This is a genomic window from Shewanella sp. DW31 (assembly GCF_015767295.1).
Classification (GTDB): Bacteria; Pseudomonadota; Gammaproteobacteria; order Enterobacterales; family Shewanellaceae; genus Shewanella; species Shewanella oncorhynchi.
Genome location: NZ_JADWMP020000017.1, coordinates 20,927 through 40,216, shown reverse-complemented (window position 1 = coordinate 40,216; position 19,290 = coordinate 20,927). Strand labels below are relative to the sequence as shown.

17 protein-coding genes are annotated in these 19,290 nt (G+C 46.0%); 4 read left to right on the top strand and 13 right to left on the bottom strand.

Annotation, left to right across the window (positions count from 1 at the left end; all coding sequences use genetic code 11):
- Positions 1-75: 75 nt before the first annotated feature.
- The 6 genes from GWI56_RS14560 to GWI56_RS14535 form a co-directional block, all read right to left on the bottom strand.
- Complete coding sequence (locus GWI56_RS14560) at positions 76-513, bottom strand: phosphate ABC transporter substrate-binding protein (RefSeq protein ID WP_028760063.1); 438 nt, start codon at positions 511-513, stop codon at positions 76-78.
- 10 nt (positions 514-523) lie between these two features.
- Positions 524-1,702: a porin gene (locus tag GWI56_RS14555; protein WP_131524474.1), complete on the bottom strand. Its 1,179-nt coding sequence runs from the start codon at positions 1,700-1,702 to the stop codon at positions 524-526.
- A gap of 325 nt (positions 1,703-2,027) precedes the next feature.
- A complete protein-coding gene (locus tag GWI56_RS14550) occupies positions 2,028-2,858 on the bottom strand; it encodes an alpha/beta hydrolase (protein ID WP_198573288.1) in 831 nt (276 codons plus the stop codon).
- A gap of 112 nt (positions 2,859-2,970) precedes the next feature.
- Positions 2,971-3,684, bottom strand: coding sequence for a M15 family metallopeptidase (locus GWI56_RS14545; protein ID WP_198573287.1), 714 nt, complete (start codon positions 3,682-3,684; stop codon positions 2,971-2,973).
- The gene (dapE, locus tag GWI56_RS14540; protein WP_198573325.1) at positions 3,678-4,817 is read right to left on the bottom strand and encodes a succinyl-diaminopimelate desuccinylase; all 1,140 of its coding nucleotides are present in this window, start codon (positions 4,815-4,817) and stop codon (positions 3,678-3,680) included. The genes GWI56_RS14545 and dapE overlap by 7 nt, the downstream gene beginning before the upstream one ends.
- A complete protein-coding gene (locus GWI56_RS14535; RefSeq protein ID WP_105252601.1) occupies positions 4,817-5,161 on the bottom strand; it encodes an ArsC family reductase in 345 nt (114 codons plus the stop codon). The genes dapE and GWI56_RS14535 overlap by 1 nt, the downstream gene beginning before the upstream one ends.
- Positions 5,162-5,430: 269 nt before the next feature.
- On the opposite strand from GWI56_RS14535, the gene GWI56_RS14530 reads away from it, so the two are divergent.
- Positions 5,431-6,801 (top strand): MFS transporter, encoded by a 1,371-nt coding sequence (locus GWI56_RS14530; protein ID WP_198573286.1) that lies wholly within the window; start codon positions 5,431-5,433, stop codon positions 6,799-6,801.
- A gap of 220 nt (positions 6,802-7,021) precedes the next feature.
- On the opposite strand, the gene crr is transcribed toward GWI56_RS14530, so the two are convergent.
- From crr to GWI56_RS14505, 5 genes are all read right to left on the bottom strand, one after another.
- Positions 7,022-7,531, bottom strand: a complete 510-nt coding sequence (gene crr, locus GWI56_RS14525) for a PTS glucose transporter subunit IIA (RefSeq protein WP_006081821.1) — start codon at positions 7,529-7,531, stop codon at positions 7,022-7,024.
- Between the two features lie 71 nt (positions 7,532-7,602).
- Positions 7,603-9,306 (bottom strand): phosphoenolpyruvate--protein phosphotransferase, encoded by a 1,704-nt coding sequence (ptsP, locus tag GWI56_RS14520; RefSeq protein ID WP_198573285.1) that lies wholly within the window; start codon positions 9,304-9,306, stop codon positions 7,603-7,605.
- 178 nt (positions 9,307-9,484) lie between these two features.
- Positions 9,485-9,742, bottom strand: a complete 258-nt coding sequence (locus tag GWI56_RS14515) for an HPr family phosphocarrier protein (protein ID WP_028760055.1) — start codon at positions 9,740-9,742, stop codon at positions 9,485-9,487.
- 28 nt (positions 9,743-9,770) lie between these two features.
- Positions 9,771-10,166, bottom strand: a complete 396-nt coding sequence (locus GWI56_RS14510) for an ACT domain-containing protein (RefSeq protein WP_198573284.1) — start codon at positions 10,164-10,166, stop codon at positions 9,771-9,773.
- A 208-nt stretch (positions 10,167-10,374) separates the two neighbouring features.
- Complete coding sequence (locus tag GWI56_RS14505; RefSeq protein WP_028760053.1) at positions 10,375-12,012, bottom strand: methyl-accepting chemotaxis protein; 1,638 nt, start codon at positions 12,010-12,012, stop codon at positions 10,375-10,377.
- A gap of 357 nt (positions 12,013-12,369) precedes the next feature.
- Here GWI56_RS14505 and GWI56_RS14500 point away from each other — a divergent pair, with 357 nt between their 5' ends.
- Complete coding sequence (locus GWI56_RS14500) at positions 12,370-13,098, top strand: DUF3334 family protein (protein WP_028760052.1); 729 nt, start codon at positions 12,370-12,372, stop codon at positions 13,096-13,098.
- Positions 13,099-13,202: 104 nt separating this feature from the next.
- Entirely contained in the window at positions 13,203-14,249 is a 1,047-nt protein-coding gene (locus GWI56_RS14495; RefSeq protein WP_198573283.1) for a LacI family DNA-binding transcriptional regulator, read from the top strand.
- Between the two features lie 117 nt (positions 14,250-14,366).
- Here the strand turns inward: GWI56_RS14495 and GWI56_RS14490 are convergent, their stop codons facing one another.
- Positions 14,367-14,993, bottom strand: a complete 627-nt coding sequence (locus GWI56_RS14490) for a 3'-5' exonuclease (RefSeq protein WP_105252595.1) — start codon at positions 14,991-14,993, stop codon at positions 14,367-14,369.
- A 219-nt stretch (positions 14,994-15,212) separates the two neighbouring features.
- On the opposite strand from GWI56_RS14490, the gene GWI56_RS14485 reads away from it, so the two are divergent.
- Positions 15,213-16,370: a cupin domain-containing protein gene (locus tag GWI56_RS14485; protein ID WP_198573282.1), complete on the top strand. Its 1,158-nt coding sequence runs from the start codon at positions 15,213-15,215 to the stop codon at positions 16,368-16,370.
- A gap of 272 nt (positions 16,371-16,642) precedes the next feature.
- Here the strand turns inward: GWI56_RS14485 and fadE are convergent, their stop codons facing one another.
- A complete protein-coding gene (fadE, locus tag GWI56_RS14480; protein ID WP_198573281.1) occupies positions 16,643-19,090 on the bottom strand; it encodes an acyl-CoA dehydrogenase FadE in 2,448 nt (815 codons plus the stop codon).
- Between the last annotated feature and the right edge of the window lie 200 nt (positions 19,091-19,290).

Genomic DNA, 19,290 nt, shown 5'->3' with positions numbered 1-19,290 from the left:
GTTTATATCGCACAAATGCTGAGTGGAAACCTTGTCCGCCACAGGTTAAGGCGGACAAGGATGATGCAGTATGGGTTAGAACTTACTGATCACTTTCACGCTGTCGTTTACTTCGCTGACGTCAACAAATCCGATCATATTGGGATTGGCGGCAATCAATGCGAGCATTTCAGCGCTGGAGTCGACGACTTTGGGCGGTTGACCTTGGCCTGAAAAGACCAGTTTTGACCAATAGGCTTTTAACTGACTCTCGGTTTTATTAAGGATCTGTTTAACAAAGGCATCACGTGCGGGCGTGCCTTCAGGTTGATCGAGTGCGACGACAGTGCCACCACTGGGGAAAGACTTGAGTTTGCCTAAATAGATCCGTGAAATATCCGCAGCGCTAATTTCTGACGTATTAGAAGGGTGCACCACGACGGCAATTTCGGCTTGAACACAGGCACTGCCAAGTAGAAGCGCACTGGCGACTAAGGTTTTTATCATCAACCGAGAACTTATTAATAGTTTCATGCTTAACTCCTTAAAAAACTAAGTCTATTGCCATACTCAGCAACTGTTCATCGGAGGACGGTTTGTCGTTACTGTAGTTGGTGTACTCTAGTTTCAGTGCGGCAGAAGGATGGAAATCCCAGCGGGTGCCTATGATGTAGTAGGCGCTGTCTTCCTGCTGTGCTTCAAGCGCCGCTTGTGTTCCAAAAACAAGCGGTGCGAGTGCAGCTTGGTTTGCCGGTGGCAGACCATTGTAAACAGGTAACATAGCGTCATAGGCATCGTATTGGGGCTCACCTTTATCAATACCGTAGGTTAAGTGGAAGGTGAAATCGTGATAGCGGATCCCGCCGGAAACAAAGGCTGAATCTTGAATATTAAAGCTACTGGGATCGACATCAATTCGTGTGTATTCGGCCAAAATAAACCATTTTTCAGCATCATATTTAACGTTAGCGCCAATGAGTAACGCGCTGTCATTAATCGGTAAAAGATCATCAACCACTTGCTGAGTAAAGAGTCCGGTTTGAGAAATTGCATTACCTAAGCCAAGCAGTGCGGGTAATTCGTAGGAGAAATCGGTGACTATGCCAATATTTAAACCGTACTCAAACCCTGAGGTTACAAAGTTAAAGTTCATTATGTGGCCCTCGGCGGAGAAGGGCGCAGGAGGCGTTGATGAACCTGTAGGCGAGTAGTCAGAAACTGAAGTGGTAATGTATTTATAGGTTAAACCTACTTCGGTATCGCCCCATAAATCGGCATAAACTAAGCCTACACCTTCACCTGAATTAAATGGCAGTGAATAAACTCCGCGGGGCGGAGTGATCCAGTGATAGGCATAGCCTACATCAATATAATCGGAGTATTTATAGAGATTAAAACGTTGGCGACCCGCCATAAGCATAAGTTTGTCGCTGATGTCATAGGAGATATAAGCCCATTCGAATTCAGCGCTATAATCGTTACTGCCTCTGGATAGCACTTGTGCAGTCGCTCTTAAGCCACTACCAAGATCGGCGGTAAATTGTAAGGCAACTTTGGAATCATTATTAAAATCGAGTTCTTTATCGTAACCATAATAGCTTTTATCGTCACTTAGACTCGAGCCCGCGACAATAGAGGCAAATCCATTTATTTGAACATCGGCATAAAGAGACGGTATATAAAGTGTGCTGAATACGCAGAGGGCAACTGTACTTTTTCTCATGGCAGAATACCTTGTTGAGGGAATACAGTATAAAGGTAGTTGATAATTAGTAGATTTCACCTTTGTGCAACATTTTTTAAGCCGCTTGGAACAAAAACAACGTCTTTACTTGTTAATAGAGGTTTAACAGGTGAGTTTAATGAAACGAGGCGTGCTCAATAACAGACTTTAATAAAGTAAAGCCTAATGTATTTATCCATAAAATAGGAATTAAGTATGGGTGAGCAATATTGATATAAGCACATATTAGTAACATGTGCTAAGTAGAAATACTCATCTTCAAGATGCGAGTTTTCGCACCTTTAAGCGTAGATTTAGCGATTAATTAATAATGTTTAGCCATAAAATCGGCTAAATGTTGGTTAATAAATTCCGCTTGTTCGAGAGTTGATATGTGTCCTGCCGCAGGAATATGCACAAGTTGGCTGCCGTCAATGGCATCACTCATCAGGTAACTTTCCAATACGCTGCGGGCCTTATCTTCCACGCCAGCCATGATGAGGCAGGGCAGCGTCAATTGCTCGGCGTATTCCATGGTATCGCGACGACCAAAAATCATTCGTCCAAGTTTAATTATCGTGGGGATTTGCTCCGCTGTGATACTGGCAAGGGACTGTTCAAAGCCCATAACCAGTTCAGGAGTGTTATTCGCGGCATCATTGGCGAAGAATAAAGGTGAAATTGCACTGATCAGCGGCGCAGGGATCGCCTTAGCGGCGCTGATCATATCCAGCATGCCATCATATTTCGCACGGGTGACTTCGGGTTCGAAACCGATAAAACTGTTGAGCATAATGAGGGTTTTAATTCTTGTTGGTGCTTTCAGTGCCAATTCTGCGCCCCACATAGCACCGACAGATTGTCCGACAACACTAAAGTGAGTTATCTCAAGAGCATCCATTAGCTCAAGCATTTGATCGGCAATATCGAGTAGCGTTTTGCTGTTATTGGGCAGTAAATCTGACTGACCATGGCCCCAAAGTTCAGGCACTATGCAGCGATATTGGGCGCTTAAGGTGGCAATTTGAGGCGCCCACATAGCGCTATCCCATAAATAACTGTGCCCAAACAACAATACAGGGCCTGAGCCGACATCAAGGTAACTTAATTTTCGATCGGCAATAACAAGCTGTTGACGGTGTGAAGAAAAATCCATAAAACCTACTTAATCAAATATATCATTGTGTTAAACCGCATTTTGGCGCCCATTTTGACGATATAGCGCTATGCTTAACCTGTGTTGACTGATCTTTGCGAGTATTTCGTGATTAGGGCTGAGCGATACGCAGCACGTATTCATCTATTAGACTGTCTAATCGGGCGAGCACTGCACCTTTTAGCAACATATCACTGTTTTCTAACAGGATTGCCAGTTCGGCACGATCGAATTGTGGCAACAATAACTGCGCTACAGGGAAATAGCTGATGTGCCAAGGCTCAGGACTTACCGCACTTTGTCCCTGCTGAAACGGGAAGTAAAAGCCAAAATCATGGGCATTTTCTACCAGCCAAGCATGCAATTTAGCGCAGGGACCACCCTGAACATATTCAGCTTCAACAAGGCGCAGGGCTTTAACATCAATTTGAGCCGCATCGAACACATCGAGATCGGTACCCCAATGGTGGCGTGAAGCGCCGGGCAACGCCGACCAGAGCAAAATCAAGTCAACTATGGCATCGTCACTTAAGCCCTGAATATTGACTGGTAACTCATTGGCATCCAATACCGCGCGTTTACCGCTAGCCTTGGCATTCCAAATTGCCAGTTGCCGTTCAAAGGGACGATGAGCCGAGCAAATAGCGAGTTTTATGCCCGCATCTTCAGCTTTTGCCGCCATAGACTTAAAGGCGATAGCTGTGTTCTCCTCTAACCCAAAGCTATGATAACCAAGGTGATACGGGCTTAAATAATCCACTAATTCAGGGGCGCTTAAGCCGTAAAGCTTTGCGGTTTCGGGACGGATCTTAAGGTGTGCTAACACAGTAATTGTTCCAAAATGACTTCATAACACAGGGCTAACTGCTCAAGGTCGTCCACTTTAACGCATTCATTCACTTTATGAATGGTGGCGTTGACAGGGCCAAGCTCTAACACTTTGGCGCCCGTTGGTGCGATAAAGCGACCGTCTGATGTGCCGCCTGTGGTTTGCGGATCGGTTTCATAACCTGTGACTTGGCGGATCGCGATACGGGTTGCATCTAATAACGGGCCATCACCGGTTAAAAATGGTAGTCCATTGAAAATCCAGCTGATATCGTAGTCTAGCTCATAGGCTTTCAATAGAGTTTCAACTCGCTCAATCAAGATTTCGGCGGTCACTTCGGTGGAGTAACGGAAGTTAAACATCACTTCCAGTGCACCAGGGATCACATTTGATGCACCTGTGCCGCCATTAATATTGGCGATTTGGAAGCTGGTGGGCGGAAAGAACTCATTGCCATTATCCCAGTGCATCTGACTTAGCTCGGCTAAGAAAGGTGCGGCTTTGTGGATTGGATTATCGGCAAGGTGTGGATAGGCCACGTGGCCTTGAATGCCTTTCACGGTTAAGTTGCCAGTTAAGCTGCCGCGGCGACCATTTTTGACCACATCGCCCAGCTTTAGGGTTGATGAGGGTTCGCCGACTAATGCCCAAGTGATCTTCTCGTTGCGCGCTTCTAAGGTATCAATGACTCGCGTCGTGCCGTTGATGAATGGACCTTCTTCATCGCTGGTGATCAAAAAGGCGATAGAGCCACGATGATTGGGGTGTTTAGCCACAAAACGTTCGGTGGCAATCACCATAGCAGCGAGTGAGCCTTTCATGTCCGCTGCGCCGCGGCCATATAAGTAGCCATCAATGATGGTGGGCACAAAAGGTGGCGTGTGCCAGCGACTCACATCGCCCGTTGGCACAACGTCTGTGTGACCCGCAAAACAAAAAACGGGACCTACATTACCACGGCGAGCCCACATATTGGTGGTGTCTTCAAATACCATAGGTTCGATATTAAAGCCGATGGCGCTGAGTCTTTCAGCCATTAAGGTTTGGCAGCCTTCATCAAGCGGTGTCACCGAAGGGCGGGCGATCAGCGCTTTTGTCAGTTCTGTAACGGGATAATTGTCGGCAAGCATCATACTGAGAATACTCTTTTATAGGCGGCTTCATCAAAACCAATCAGCACTTGTTCACCGACGACTAAGACGGGGCGTTTGATCAGTGTCGGTTGCGTCAGCATAAGTTGAATGGCTTTGGTTTGATCGATATCGGTTTTATCTGCGTCACTGAGCGCACGAAAGCTCGTGCTGCGCTTATTGAATACGGTTTCCCAGCCTGAGGTGTTACACCAGAATTCGAGGTCTTCTTGACGTAGGCCGTCATCTCTAAAATCATGGAAATGAACTGGAAGTTGATGATTTTCAATCCATTTACGTGCTTTACGCACTGTATCGCAATTCTTAATACCGTAGAGGGTCAAAATGATGCTCCAGTGTGGATGGACGCTTGGCTTGCAAGCATTGATTTTGCTGGCATTGTGGCATTGTGCGTCGCATGTCACAAGTGGGATGTGTTGCCGATATCTGGTGATTAATAAAACGTTAATTTTCTAGAGATAATAATCGCTGGTGACTTGCTTTGGTTTAACTTTTTAACACTTGTCTAACTTAAGTGCCTTGTATATATTGTTTTTTCATTAAAATCAGTTTGATTTAAGCATTGAAGTCAATGCGCTTTTAAAGGATTAAGATGCACAGCGATGTTTCATTGCAGCGATTTAAGCAATTTCCGCGCTTGATGTGGATATTTTTGTTTGGGTCTTTTATCACCCGTGGCAGTTATTACATGGTGTGGCCATTCTTAGCCGTTATTTTATATGAGAAATTTGCGCTAAGTGCCACTGAGGTCGGCATGGTCTTGTCCAGCGCCGCGATTATTTCGGTATTTACGAGCTTTGTTGGTAGCTCATTGTCCGACAGAATCGGTCGTCATAAGCTGATGTACCTGACGGGCATTCTCTATATCATCTCGTTTTCGTTATTGGCTGAAGCCAATTCTGTCGAGGGGTATGTGGTCGTGATGACCCTGTGCTCTATGGCCACTTCACTGTGGCGACCGCTGACATCCGCCGCTATTGGCGACATTATTGCCGATCCTAAGACACGCGAATTGGCGATGCAGTCGCTGTATTTTATCGTCAACGTTGGCTGCGCCGTTGGCCCTATGCTGGGGGTATGGCTTGGTCTTACGGGCAAGCAATCCAGTTTCTACCTTACTGCAGTGGCCTTTGCCGTATTGTTGGCCTTGTTATATTGGGGATTTAACCACCAAACCCGTCAGGAACCTGCTATGGCGACTGGCGCCTCATCGAGTGACAATTTAAGTGGCGATACGAGTGGCAGTGAAAGTGACTTTGTAAATGACATGACAAGTGATGGTGTTAATCGTGGTGTGAATGGCTTATCGACTGATGCAGAGGCGAGCACGAAAAAAGCGGCAGTCGTGAGCCGTAAGCAAATTATCGCCATTCTATTGCAAGATAAACTGCTGCAATGTTTAATTTTTGCCAATATTTTGTGTATGTTCATTTATGCCCAAATGGACAGTTCGTTGATCCAATATCTTACTCGCGCAGGTGCGCCTGATTTGCTGGCGTTAATTTCTGGCATGATTTTCACCAATGCTATGGTGATTATCTCCACCCAATTTTTGCTATTGAAACTCATGGCCCGTTTTCCGCTCGTCAAACGGATTCAAATCGGATTGCTATTACTGATCGGCTCACAAATCTGGCTGGCATTTAATCCGCTGGATCTATTTTGGGGCTGGATTGGTGCGATTGTGGTGATGAGCGTCGCCGAGACTATTTTGTTCCCCACTATGAATGTGCATATCGACCGCTTAGCCCCTGATCATCTTCGCGGCGCCTACTTTGGGGCTGCTTCATTCTATGACTTAGGATTTGCGCTCGCGCCCCTTGGAGGTGGCATCATATTGGATCATTTTGGCGGTCAGTGGCTGTTTTTGACAGGCGCTTTACTCTCGGTATTGGTGATTTATCTGTACAGTATTTTAGATAAATTGCCGCGCCCCGATTTTGCCATGTTCAAAGTAGATTAGTTTACTAGAGTCCTGTAGCCGTTATTCGCAGGGAACGTGATGCTTAGCGTGAGAATGGTCGAAATAGATTCTCTCAAGCCTGTGTATCGGTGCAGGTTGGCGAATTCAAATACCGTGTATAGGCTTGGTTTTCAAAACTTAAAAGGCTGGCTCATGATGGTGAGTCAGCCTTTTATTATTCAGAAAACAATCGATAAACGATTTATTCGAAATGGTTAAATTAGAGCTGTACCGTAAAGATCACGTCTTTGCCTGCGGTGACACTGCCTTGGGCTTTGTCGAGGTATTTGACATCTTCCATGTTCGCCAGCACGACAGGAGTGAGTAGGCTGTCGACTTGATCTTTTAGATAATCAATATCGAATGACAGAATCGGATCGCCGACTTTCACTTCTTGACCTTCCTGGGCTAAACGTTTAAACCCTTTACCTCTCAGCTCGACTGTACCTACACCAAAGTGAACAAATAGCTCTAAACCTTGGGGAGACTCAATACTGAATGCATGATTTGTCTCAAAAATTTTACCTATGGTGCCGTCGATAGGCGCCAGAATTAATTCGCCTTTGGGAGCGATAGCGATGCCATCACCGACAATCTTTTCAGCAAAAACCACGTCGGGGACTTTTTCAATGGCGACGATATCCCCGGAAACGGGGGCATATACCATGATACCGCCAGCTAATTGAGTCTGGCCCGATACCAAGCGCCTTATTCGGCTTAAAAATCCCATAATCTAGAGCCTCTTTTGCTTGTTTTTGTCATTGTTTTTGTTCTGTAACGCAGCATAACGAATAAATGTCTCTATTTATAGCTTGTTATACACTGTTGTAAGCTTGCAATTCTATCTTGTTGTAATGCTGTGTGCGCTAATGCTGAAAATTGTGTGATGCTGCCTTGGCAAATGGCCGCTTTCACTTCTAAGAGTGAGCTTAAGTTAACACTGAGTTCGTCCAATCCCATGCCGATTAACAGTGGCGCAATTTGCGGTGAACTGGCGAGTTCACCGCACAGAGAAACTTTAACATTAGCGGCCTTAGCTTGGGTTATTGTCATGTTAATTAAGGCTAAAATGGCAGGCGAAAGGGACGGATAGTCACGGGTAAGCTGCGGGTTTGTCCTATCGGCTGCCATTGCATATTGGGTCAAATCGTTGGTACCAATGCTGACAAAATCGAGTCTGGGCAGCATAGCGTTGAGGTTGAATACCGCAGCAGGGGTTTCGACAACGATACCGTAGCTAAGTTCGCCATAGCCTTTCTCTTCTTCTTCCAAGGCATCTTGGCACTGGGCAATGAGTGCAAACACCTCGTCCAATTCTTCGACTTGATTGACCATAGGGAACATCAAACGGATCGGGCCATGGTTAGCGGCACGCAGAATGGCCCTCAATTGGGTTTTAAATAATTCTGGGTGCGCCAAGGTGTAGCGAATGCCGCGAAGACCCAAGGCGGGATTATCTTCAATTTCTTGGCATAAACAGGGGAGTTCTTTGTCTGCACCTATATCTAAGGTACGGATGGTAAAGGTTTTACCGCCTAGGGCGTGCAATGCATCGCAATATAAGCTGTATTGGGCTTTTTCATCGGGCAGGGTGGCGACGTTCATCAACATAAATTCGGTGCGAAACAAACCTATTCCATCGGCGCCGACATCGCTGACATGGGTGATGTCGTTGAGATTACCCACGTTTGCCATGAGTCCCACGGTATGACCGTCTTGGGTTTGCGCTGGGACATCCTTGTAAGTTTGAAGTGCTGCGCGCCTTGCTTGTTCATGGTGAAAGGTGACTGTGAGTCTTGCCTGTTGGTCTGGATTGGGATTGACACAAAGTTCACCCGCGAGCGCATCGAGCACTAAGGGCGTACCGTTGGGAATAGAGTCTGCGTCGAACTGACAACTTAAGATGGCTGGAATGCCGGCTGCTCTGGCTAAAATGGCCGTATGGCTCGTTAAACCGCCCGTTTTCAGTACAATACCGCAAAGGTTTTCCCGCGGCAGTAGGGCAAATTCGGCGGGGGTCAAATCCTGCGCTAATAAGATAGTGGGTCTATCGAGTTTTTCGAGCCCTTGAGCTAAATGGCCGTTTATCGCCGCGACGACTCTTTGGCCTAAACAGCGCACATCTTGGGCTCTATTGGCTAAATAGGGATCATCTAAGGATTGTAACTCATTGGCCTGATGGGCAAAAATACGTTCAACCGCCACACTTGCCGACAATTGTAAGGTGCGAATAGCATCGTTCACTTGCTCGATTAATTCATCGTCTTCTAATAACAATAAGTCGGCTTCGATCAACTGATAATTTTCGGAGTCGCTGTCGAGTGCAGCTTGGCTGTGGGTCAGTTGTGCCTGTAGTTCTTGCAAGGCTTTGGCAAATTTACCCTGTTGTTGAGGGATTTTAGACAGGGGAATAGGGCGATAATCGAGGTGGTGTTCGGTGTGGTGCAGGTGAAGAGCCTGTCCAAAGGCAATTCCCGATGACACTATAATCCCCGTTATTGACATATCCCTTCCTAAATTAACCACTGAACTGAGTGTCCGTTAGCGATAGCGAGTCTAGTTGAGTGACGCTAAGCTTGTAAAGCGTTTGTATGTAAAGCATTAGCATGTCAAGACGGTCGAGGCGAGTTTTTTGCGTGTTGGTTAAACCTGCAGATAAATGCACTTTAGCGTAAGAAAAGGCTTAGCTTAGGGTAATGAGCAGCTCAGATACTTTCTCAACCGCGGCCTGTGCCTGTTCACCTTCAGCAAACACTCTTACCGTGACGCCAGAATATAAGCCTAAGGTTTGTAGCTTAAACAGACTCTTAGCACTGGCTTGCTTACCATTACATTCGACCATGACATCACAGTCAAAGGTTTTGGCTTCTTTAACCAGTAAGGCTGCTGGACGGGTGTGAATGCCATGTTTGGCGGTAATGGTGACTGTTTTTTCGTACATAGTAGATGAGCTCATATTTAAAGGGGTATTACATTTCGTCTTTCGATTCTATGATGTGATAGCCCTGTTTTTTCAAGGCGGCGATGGCACTTTTGAGGCGATTATTTTTTACTAAAATATAATCGGTATCAAAGGTCGAAATCGCAAAAATACTGATTTGTTCGTCCGCTAAGGTGCCAGACACTTTAGATAAAATGCCTGTCATCGAAAATCCCAGTGGCCCGAGTACTTCAAAGCAACACCAGCCCGGTTCTTGCTCTAAGCTGTCGAGTTCCATTTCACTGGAAACGACTAAAGATAAACCTTCTTGGGTCTTACCAATGAAATACATGTCCTGTGCAAAAACCTCACTGGGCAATACGGCATTCGGGCTAAAGCTATGAATTGTGTACTGTTCAGGGTGAACGGCTAAGGTCATTCGCATGGCAGTGTCTCGGTTGGATTTTTAAGGCTAAAGCATACCGCATATCAAACGTTAGCGTGACAGAGAATTTGTGGTTAATGGGATTTTGTCGTTGAAATTCATTGTTGGTGAGATAGTGGCTAACAAGCGTTACCAGAAGGTTTACCCAAAGAAAAGGGCGCCCTATGGCGCCCCAATCGACAAGTCATGCCGTTCTCATACACTTTAGTTAGATTTTAAACTGGCCTAAGGTGCGGGACATGTCCTGGCTAATGTCTTGCAGTGACTGAGCTGCATGACTATTACTTTCGTTAGCTTTTACTGAGACTTCGGTTAATTCCGAAATATTACAAATATTTCGATTAATTTCTTCGGTCACCAATGATTGCTCTTCAGTGGCGCTGGCTAATTGTGTGTTCATGTCACTGATATGGGCAATCAATTGCAGAATCGCCGCCATGGCTTTACCCGCTTCGTGGGCTTGAGCCTGCAGCTCATCGGATTGCAGTTGAGTTTGATTGTTGCTCTTCATCACAGAGCCTACACCGGATTGGATCTCGCTAATGATTTTTTGGATCTCATTGGTCGAGTCTTGGGTGCGAGTAGCAAGGGCGCGGACTTCATCGGCAACCACGGCAAAACCACGGCCGTGGGTCCCTGCTCGAGCAGCTTCAATGGCGGCATTGAGGGCGAGCAAGTTGGTCTGCTCGGCAATGCTGCGGATCACATCGAGAATGCTACCGATTTGCTGTGAGGCGACGCCCAGCTTTTGGGTGATGACTTCAGAGGCTTTTAATTCTGCCACCAGTTTTTCTGTGTTGCTGACTGTGTTGTCGATCACGACTTGGCTTTGCTGCGCTTGTTCTTTTACGCTGTTCGCCGCATCGGCCGCTTGCTGGGTGTTGCTCGCCATTTCATGGGTGGTCGACAGCATTTGATTGACGGCTGTGGCGACGCTGCCAGTTTCTCTGTGGATATGTTCAGCACTCTGATTGGACTCTTCAACTGCAATCAAAAGCTGTTTTGCATCTTTATCTAATGCTTGGCCTAAAGGTTGTAAATGGCCGACCATGTCGCCAATTTTTTGGGCGAACATGTTGAAGGCGCGGGCGAGATGGGCAATCTCATCTTTACCTTGAGCATTAATGCGCTGACTTAAGTCGCCTTCGCCTTGGGCAATATCTTCAAGGGCATCAATAGCATCATTTAATGGTGAGGTGATGGAATGGTTAAGCACAAGGAAGAAGGCAAAAATCGGCACTGAAATCAAAAACATGATAATCAGATAGTCGATAATGACTGACTTTAAGCTAGCTTTGACATCGCTAAGATAAGCGCCAGTGATGACTGTCCAGCCCCATTGTGGGTAGTAACGGGCTTCAGCAAGCTTGTCTTCTATCGCGCGGGTCATAGGATCGGCGATAGGGTATTCGAGGGTTGTTTTCGATTTAGCACGCGCTAATGGCAGCATAGTGGCTAAGGGATTTGTGCCATTAGGTAACTTGAAGGTTAATGCTGAGGTGCCAATAAGATTTGCGCTATCCCCGTGGGCAAGAATTTGATTATTATCATCAATAACAATGAAGTAGCCTGAACCTGAATAGCGAGTTTGATTGATTAAATCCGCGGCGATTTGTTTAGCTTCTGCTTCGCTAAACTTACCTTTGAGCGCATCCTGACGGTGCACATCTATCACGCTTAACATGCTGGCGAGCTGACCGTCTATCTGCAACCATTTCTGCTCAATTAAATTACTGTACTGCTCTTTAATTGAAAAACTGGCAAAACACACAGTCCCTATCGCGGCCATAAGGAGCATCATCATTAAGCGTTGCAAAATGGTAAACCGGCGCAAAAACGTGATCATTTGGATTCCTTAAGGGCTTATTATTGTGCATCAATATACCTGCGAATCAATCTCAATTGAATCGTCTGTGACATAAATTAAGTAAAAGCCGTTATAAAATATGAGTTTCTTTGATCTAAAGCAGGGAATAGTGATAGGGAACTTTAATCTGTTGCATTATGGGGCATGTTCTTATTAAGTTAGGCCGTTTTATAAGTCGCTTTATGTTGAAGGTTTTATCTGATCTATTAAATATCAATAAGTTAGCATTATGTTAATTTTGCCATCTTGCTATATTAGGCTAATCAATTGTTTTAATTTTGATTTTTTACGCTTTTACGCGCAAGATTAATTCATTATTCAGTTTGAGAATCGATTATGACCACAAATACTATCGTAACGTCAGATGATATTTTACTGAAGTTATGCCACTCAGTCGCCCACGTCCTTTCTAGCACCAGTGCCAGCAATGTTACCCATGCGGGTATGGTACAAAGTATTGCGCGTACTCGTCTTAAACCTGATCTCGGTTGTTTCTCGATTTTCGACGGTGGTTTTTCAGGCCTAGTGGTGATCAACTTTTCCGCCTCTGCAGCGATTGAAATCTACCGTCGCTACATGCTGAACATGGGCATGCCTGAGTCTGAGCTCGCGTTTTCACATACGTCAGATGAAGTGAGTAATGTGATGGGCGAACTGATGAACCAAATTCTAGGGGATTTTATTAATAAAATTTCTAAAGAATTGCAAACGTCAATCAGCCAAAGCCAGCCAAAAATGTTGACGATTAATAAAGAGTTAACCATATCAATCGACGCTAACTTAGACGATGCGGTTGCCCGTAGAGTGTCGTTTAGGACTGAAAATAACCATATTTTTTACCTCGAGTTTGCCATGGACAAAACCGAATTCATTCGCTTAGATGAATTTGTCTACGATGAAGAATTCGATCCCGATAGTCTGTTAGAGCAGCACAGTTCGATTGGGGGAAATAACGACTCAAATTCGAATGTTTCGCCTTGGGTTAAGATGGCCGATAAACCCGCTATTGCGACTCGTGCCATTGATAATGAAGCCGATGATTTACTCGATCAGCTCGGCATTTAACCAGAGTCTCTAATGTAAGACGGATGTTAACGCATTCGTCTATACAAGTGGGTGGAACTGTTTTAGTATCGACGCAAAATAATAATTAAGGTTAAATCCTCTTTATGGCATCGAAAGCGACCTCGATTGATATTGCTTATCGTGCTGGCGTATCCCAGTCAACGGTTTCCCGTGCCCTTAGAAACAGCCCGTTAGTCAATTTAGAAACTCGCCAACGTATTCAAACCATTGCCAAAGAGCTGAATTATAAGGTCGATAAAAATGCCAGCAATCTTCGTACCCAAAATAGCCATACCTTAGCGCTGTTATTGTGTGAAGACCCCACCAACGATGACTCGTTAATCAATCCTTTTTTCCTTTCTATGCTTGGCTCCATTACCCGAGCAACGGCGCAGCAAGGTTATGATTTATTGGTTTCTTTTCAGCAATTGTCCAGCGATTGGCACGCCGATTATGAAGACAGTAATAAAGCTGACGGCATTATCCTGCTTGGTTACGGCGATTACATGGACTACGAGCAAAAGCTGGAGCGATTGCTCGCGCAGAATACTCACTTTGTGATCTGGGGCGCTGAGCATAACAATAAGTCAGTACTTTCCATTGGTTGTGATAATCATCAAGGCGGCTTGATTGCAACAGAGCACTTGATTTCCCTTGGTCGTAAAGCGTTTGCCTTTTTAGGCGATGCATCGAGCCACAGCCCCGAGTTTAGGGACAGATATTTAGGCCATGTGAAAGCGCTGCAAATGGCGAATATTGCTGTCGATCGCACTAATCAAGTGTCGGCAATTAGCACTGAAAGTGCTGGTTACGATGCGGCTATGGCATTGATGGCCAAAGGCGCACAGTTTGATGCTATTTTTGCTGCTAGCGATCTGATTGCCATTGGCGCGATTCGTGCGCTGAAAGAGAAGGGCATTTCAGTCCCAGAACAAGTTGCAGTGGTGGGATATGATGATATTCCAGTGGCGAGTTTTGCCAATCCGCCATTAACGACCATTAAGCAGAACACCCAATTAGCCGGTGAAATTTTAGTCGACAGTGTACTCAAACTTATCCGCGGACAAGAGGTGAGTGCGCAGCTTATTCCGACGACCTTAGTGGTTCGCAGTTCCTGCGGCATTGATAGTGCGCCGCTTAAGCCGTTATAGACAGGCCGTTATTGCTAGGAGCTTGCTGTTTTTTGCTGGCAAGTCGTTGAGCACTTAATTTGCTTATTGAAACATCGCCGATAATCCTTGGATTTATCGGCTTTTTGCTTTTGGGGATCACTTAACCGCATATTGACGTAAAAACTTCGGCACATCTGCTTTGGTTTTCTTGGCGATTTTTTGCAGTAACTCGAAGGTGGGAGCATTGAGACCGAACTCTTGCTGAAGGTCTGCCAGCATTGCCAGCCACAAATGGCCAGTCATTTCGGCATCGGCTAAGGCGCGGTGAAAAGTGCCATCGCTTGGTAACTGTTTATAGCGCACTAAAGTACCTAGCTGATGATTCGGTGCCGCTTGATATAAACGTCTTGCCACTAGCAAGGAGCAACCAAATTGCCCTCGATAGCGATGGCGAATTTGGGCAAATTCCGCGTCTAAAAAGCGCTGATCAAATGCCGCATTGTGGGCGACTAAGTTATGATCGGCGATAAAGTCGGCAAAACGCGCCATCACTTCATTGCAGGGCGCTGCATCCCTGAGCATTTGATTGCTGATCCCTGTGTAGTCCTCAATAAAACGACTTATTCTAAATCCTGGGTTCATCAACTCTGAAAATCTTTGGGTGATCACGCCGTTTTCAATCAGCACAGCTCCGATTTCAATCGCGCGGTCCCCTTGATTAGGCGATAGCCCTGTGGTTTCAAAGTCGAGCACGACCAAAGTGTTAGCTGCAGATGTAGGCATAGATCTTATGTGGACTCTATAAATGATGTGTCAGCATTGCCGTCTTTGACAGTGCAACGCTTTTAGATAAGCCGATTGTAATTCAATACGTTAGTAAATTCACTATCACATTGACGCTGATAAAAGACTTAATGCTTTGTTGATCCGGTCGAGCTTTCTTGGTTTCGCTTCCTGTTAGCATTTACCTCTATGAATAACAGTTTGGTTTGTGAGCGACCCATGCAACTCGATATTAATGGCTTAACACCCGCGCAATTTTTAGCAGAATATTGGCAGAAAAAACCTTTGGTTATCCGCCAAGGATTCAAACATTTTCAAGATTTAATCTCGCCCGAAGAGTTAGCCGGCTTAGCCATGGATGAGCTGGTGGAATCTCGGCGAGTGTACCAACAGGCGGGGCAATGGCAGGCTGAATTTGGCCCTTTTGATTCCTACGATCATCTCGGTGAACGGGATTGGACTTTGATCGTGCAAGCCTTGAACAACTGGGTGCCCGATGCAGAAGCCCTGATCCAATGTTTTGATTTTATTCCGCGCTGGCGTTTAGATGATGTGATGGTGAGTTTTGCCACTCCTGGCGGTGGCGTGGGGCCGCATATCGATCTGTATGATGTGTTTATTTGCCAAGGTTCGGGACGTCGCCGCTGGCGCGTAGGCGATCTGGGGCCGCACAAAGAGTTTGCCGCGCATCCCGCTTTGCTGCACACAGAAGCTTTTGAACCGATTATCGATACTGAGTTATTGCCCGGCGACATCCTTTATATTCCCCCTGGATTCCCCCATGACGGCATAACCTTAGAACAGTCTTTAAGTTTTTCAGTAGGTTATCGTACAGCTTCCGCCAAAGATATGGTAAGTGCTTTGGCCGATCATCTGTCTGAGCAAGATTTAGGCACACAGCAGATTGAAGATCCAGACCGCGAGCTGACAACGCGCAGTGGTTGTGTTGATAATCGCGATTTAGCGAGGTTACGCACGCAACTGACTAATATGTTAACCGATGAACTGGTGAGCGAGTTTTCGGGCCGCTATTTAACTCAATCTAAATGCGCCCTCGATTTACCCGATGAGCCGTTGGACATCACGCAAGACGAAGTGCTCGCATGGCTCGATGAGCAGCCGCTTATTCGCCTCGGCGGACTGCGTTGTTTATATTTTGATATCAATGTGGGACAAGGCGTTGTCTATATTAATGGTGATAAGTATCAGCTCTCTGCCGAATTGGTCGCGGTGATCCCACTCCTGTGTGATAGTAATCAGTTAGATAAAGCCGCCTTAGCCCCCTGGTTAGCTGATACCGATTTGCTCATGCAGCTGACTGAGTGGGTGAACCTCGGTTACTGGTACTTTGAAGACCTGAGTGATGAAGAGTGTTAAGGCTGAATCAGCTCTAAAGCCCTACAGGTTTAAAAACTGAACCGTTTTTAAAGTGGCATGTCAGCGACTTACTAACATGGTAATCTTTTATCAATGGACTGATAGTAATGTCATTTGCATAGTACTGTTCAGTCATACTGAGCAATGAAAGCATTGGTCAAAGTCGAGGTCGTAACTCAACTAAATTCACTTAGTTGTGGCACGCCCTGTCATCGGAATAAAAAAGGAGGCTAATTAGCCTCCTTTTTGTGGTTTAAATCTTACTGAGTGGATTACGCAGCACGTTCCTGTGAAGTGGTTGAAACCACTTCTGGGCGCAGTTCTGCTGGGTCAAAGTCATCAACGTTGATTGATTTCATACGACCAATTTCCGCTCTTTCCAGTAATTGCACTTCGGCATCGCTTAACACACCTAAGGCTTTACCTTCTGCGGCAACTTTATCTAACCACATAAATGGTAGACGTTTACCACTGGCTTTACAGACTTTGTCATGTAGCGGTTCAGACGCGATGATGTCGAGTAGTGTTTGTTCTTGGATCCCCACAGCATTGTGCTCAGAATTAGTCCAGAACTGGCCTTTACCTAAACGGTTACGGCTTTCACACGGTGTTTGCATGATCTTAGCGACTTTATGATCTAACACATCGCTTGGGCGTTTCAGTGGACGACCGAATGGGAACATCACCACACGTAATACGCCGCCAAGGCCCATAGGGAAGTTATCCAGTAAATCGTCTAAAGAAGCTTGCAGCTTGTACAGCGCATCTTCAACTGCCCATTGTACTAATGGCAAGTCGTCGGTTTGACGGCCTTCATCTTCATAGCGTTTCAGCGTGGCTGATGCCAGATACAGTTGGCTCAGTAAGTCACCTAAACGGGCAGAGATACGTTCTTTACGTTTAAGGTTACCACCCAAGGTTGCCATGGCTAAGTCAGAGAGCAAGGCAAGGTTGGCACTGAAACGGTTCATCTGTTGATAATAACGTTTGGTTTTATCTGAATAAGGCGCGTTAGAGAAACGGCTTGATGTCAGACCTAACCAAAAGCTACGGATGAAGTTACTGGTCGCAAAACCAATGTGACCAAAGATAGCCGCATCGAAGTTAGCTAAACCTTGACCCGATTCAGTATCAAACGCTGACTCCATTTCTGCGAGTACATACGGATGGCAACGAATTGCACCTTGGCCGTAGATGATCATAGAACGGGTAAGGATGTTTGCACCTTCAACAGTAATTGCGATAGGCGCAGCTTGGTAGCCACGGCCTAAATAGTTATTGGGGCCAAGACACACGCCTTTACCGCCGTGAATATCCATGGCATCGATAACGCATTTCTGCATTCTATCGGTCAGGTGATATTTCACAATCGCAGAGATAACCGACGGTTTTTCACCTAGGTCGATACCTGTAGTGGTCAACGTGGTTACCGCATCCATCAGATAGGCGTTACCGCCGATGCGTGCCATTGGCTCTTCGATACCTTCAAGCTTGCCGATAGGCAATTTGAACTGACGACGAATGCGAGCATAGGCCCCTGTTGCCAGCGCTGCGGTTTTCACGCCGCCAGCTGAGTTTGATGGCAGTGTGATACCACGGCCCACTGACAAACATTCCACCAGCATGCGCCAGCCTTGACCCGCCATTTTCGGGCCGCCAATGATGAAGCTTAATGGCACGAATACTTCGTTGCCGCGAGTCGGACCGTTTTGGAACATGCAGTTGAGCGGGAAGTGACGACGACCCGTTTCTACTCCTTCCACATCGGTAGGGATCAAAGCACAAGTAATGCCGAGTTCTTCTTTATCGCCAAGGAGATGCTCTGGATCGCGGAGTTTAAAGGCTAAGCCTAATACTGTCGCGACAGGGGCTAAAGTGATGTAACGCTTGTTCCAAGTCAGCTTCATCCCCAGAACTTCTTCACCTTCCCATTGGCCTTTACACACAATACCAAAGTCAGGAATCGAGCCTGCATCGCTACCGGCTTCTGGGCTGGTCAGTGCAAAACAGGGTACTTCTAAGCCTTTGGCTAAACGCGGTAAATAATGGTTTTGTTGTTCTGGCGTGCCGTAATGTTGCAGCAGCTCTCCAGGGCCTAAAGAGTTAGGTACGCCAACAGTTGAAGCCAATTCACTACTTAAGCCCGCCAGTTTTTGTAACACGCGAGATTGGGCATAAGCTGAATATTCTAAACCGCCGTATTTTTTCTTAATGATCATGGCGAAGAAACCGTGATCTTTCAGATATTGCCATACGTCGGCAGGCAGATCGGCAAGTTGATGTGACACTTGGTGTTGATTCACCATGCGGCACACTTCTTCAACAGGGCCATCGAGGAAGGCCTGTTCGTCTGCACTTAAACGCGCAACTGGGTAGTTATGGAGTTTTTTCCAGTTCGGGTTACCCGCAAACAGATCCGCTTCCCACCAAGTGGTGCCGGCTTCAATCGCTTCTTTCTCTGTTGAAGACATTTCCGGCATGATGCCGCGATATACCTTCATCAGTGGACGACTGATCACATTTTGTCTAAATGCACTGATATTTAACGGCAGCGCGATCACGAGGAAAACGATCCAAGAGATAGGGCCGACAACATCGAGTGTCCATCCTGCTGTCATCACAACAGCGGCTGTAATAGTGGCAGTGAGCAAAGATACCCGAAGGTAAGCTAGGGCTCCTAGCACTAAGATCATGGCGATGATCCAAAGTAGGGTAGTCACTGTAATTCTCCTTAAATATGACCGAGTGCCAACCACAGGTCATAGAGTGTTTTATTGATTGCGATCACAATTATAGTTTGTGGTCAGACCTGTGTCGCATAAAAGTTAAACCTAAGAGAATTTTAATACAAGTATTTTTCAAACAATTGTTTAAATTATTTGTCAGCTTTGATCATTCCACAAATGTCATCAACTAGTTA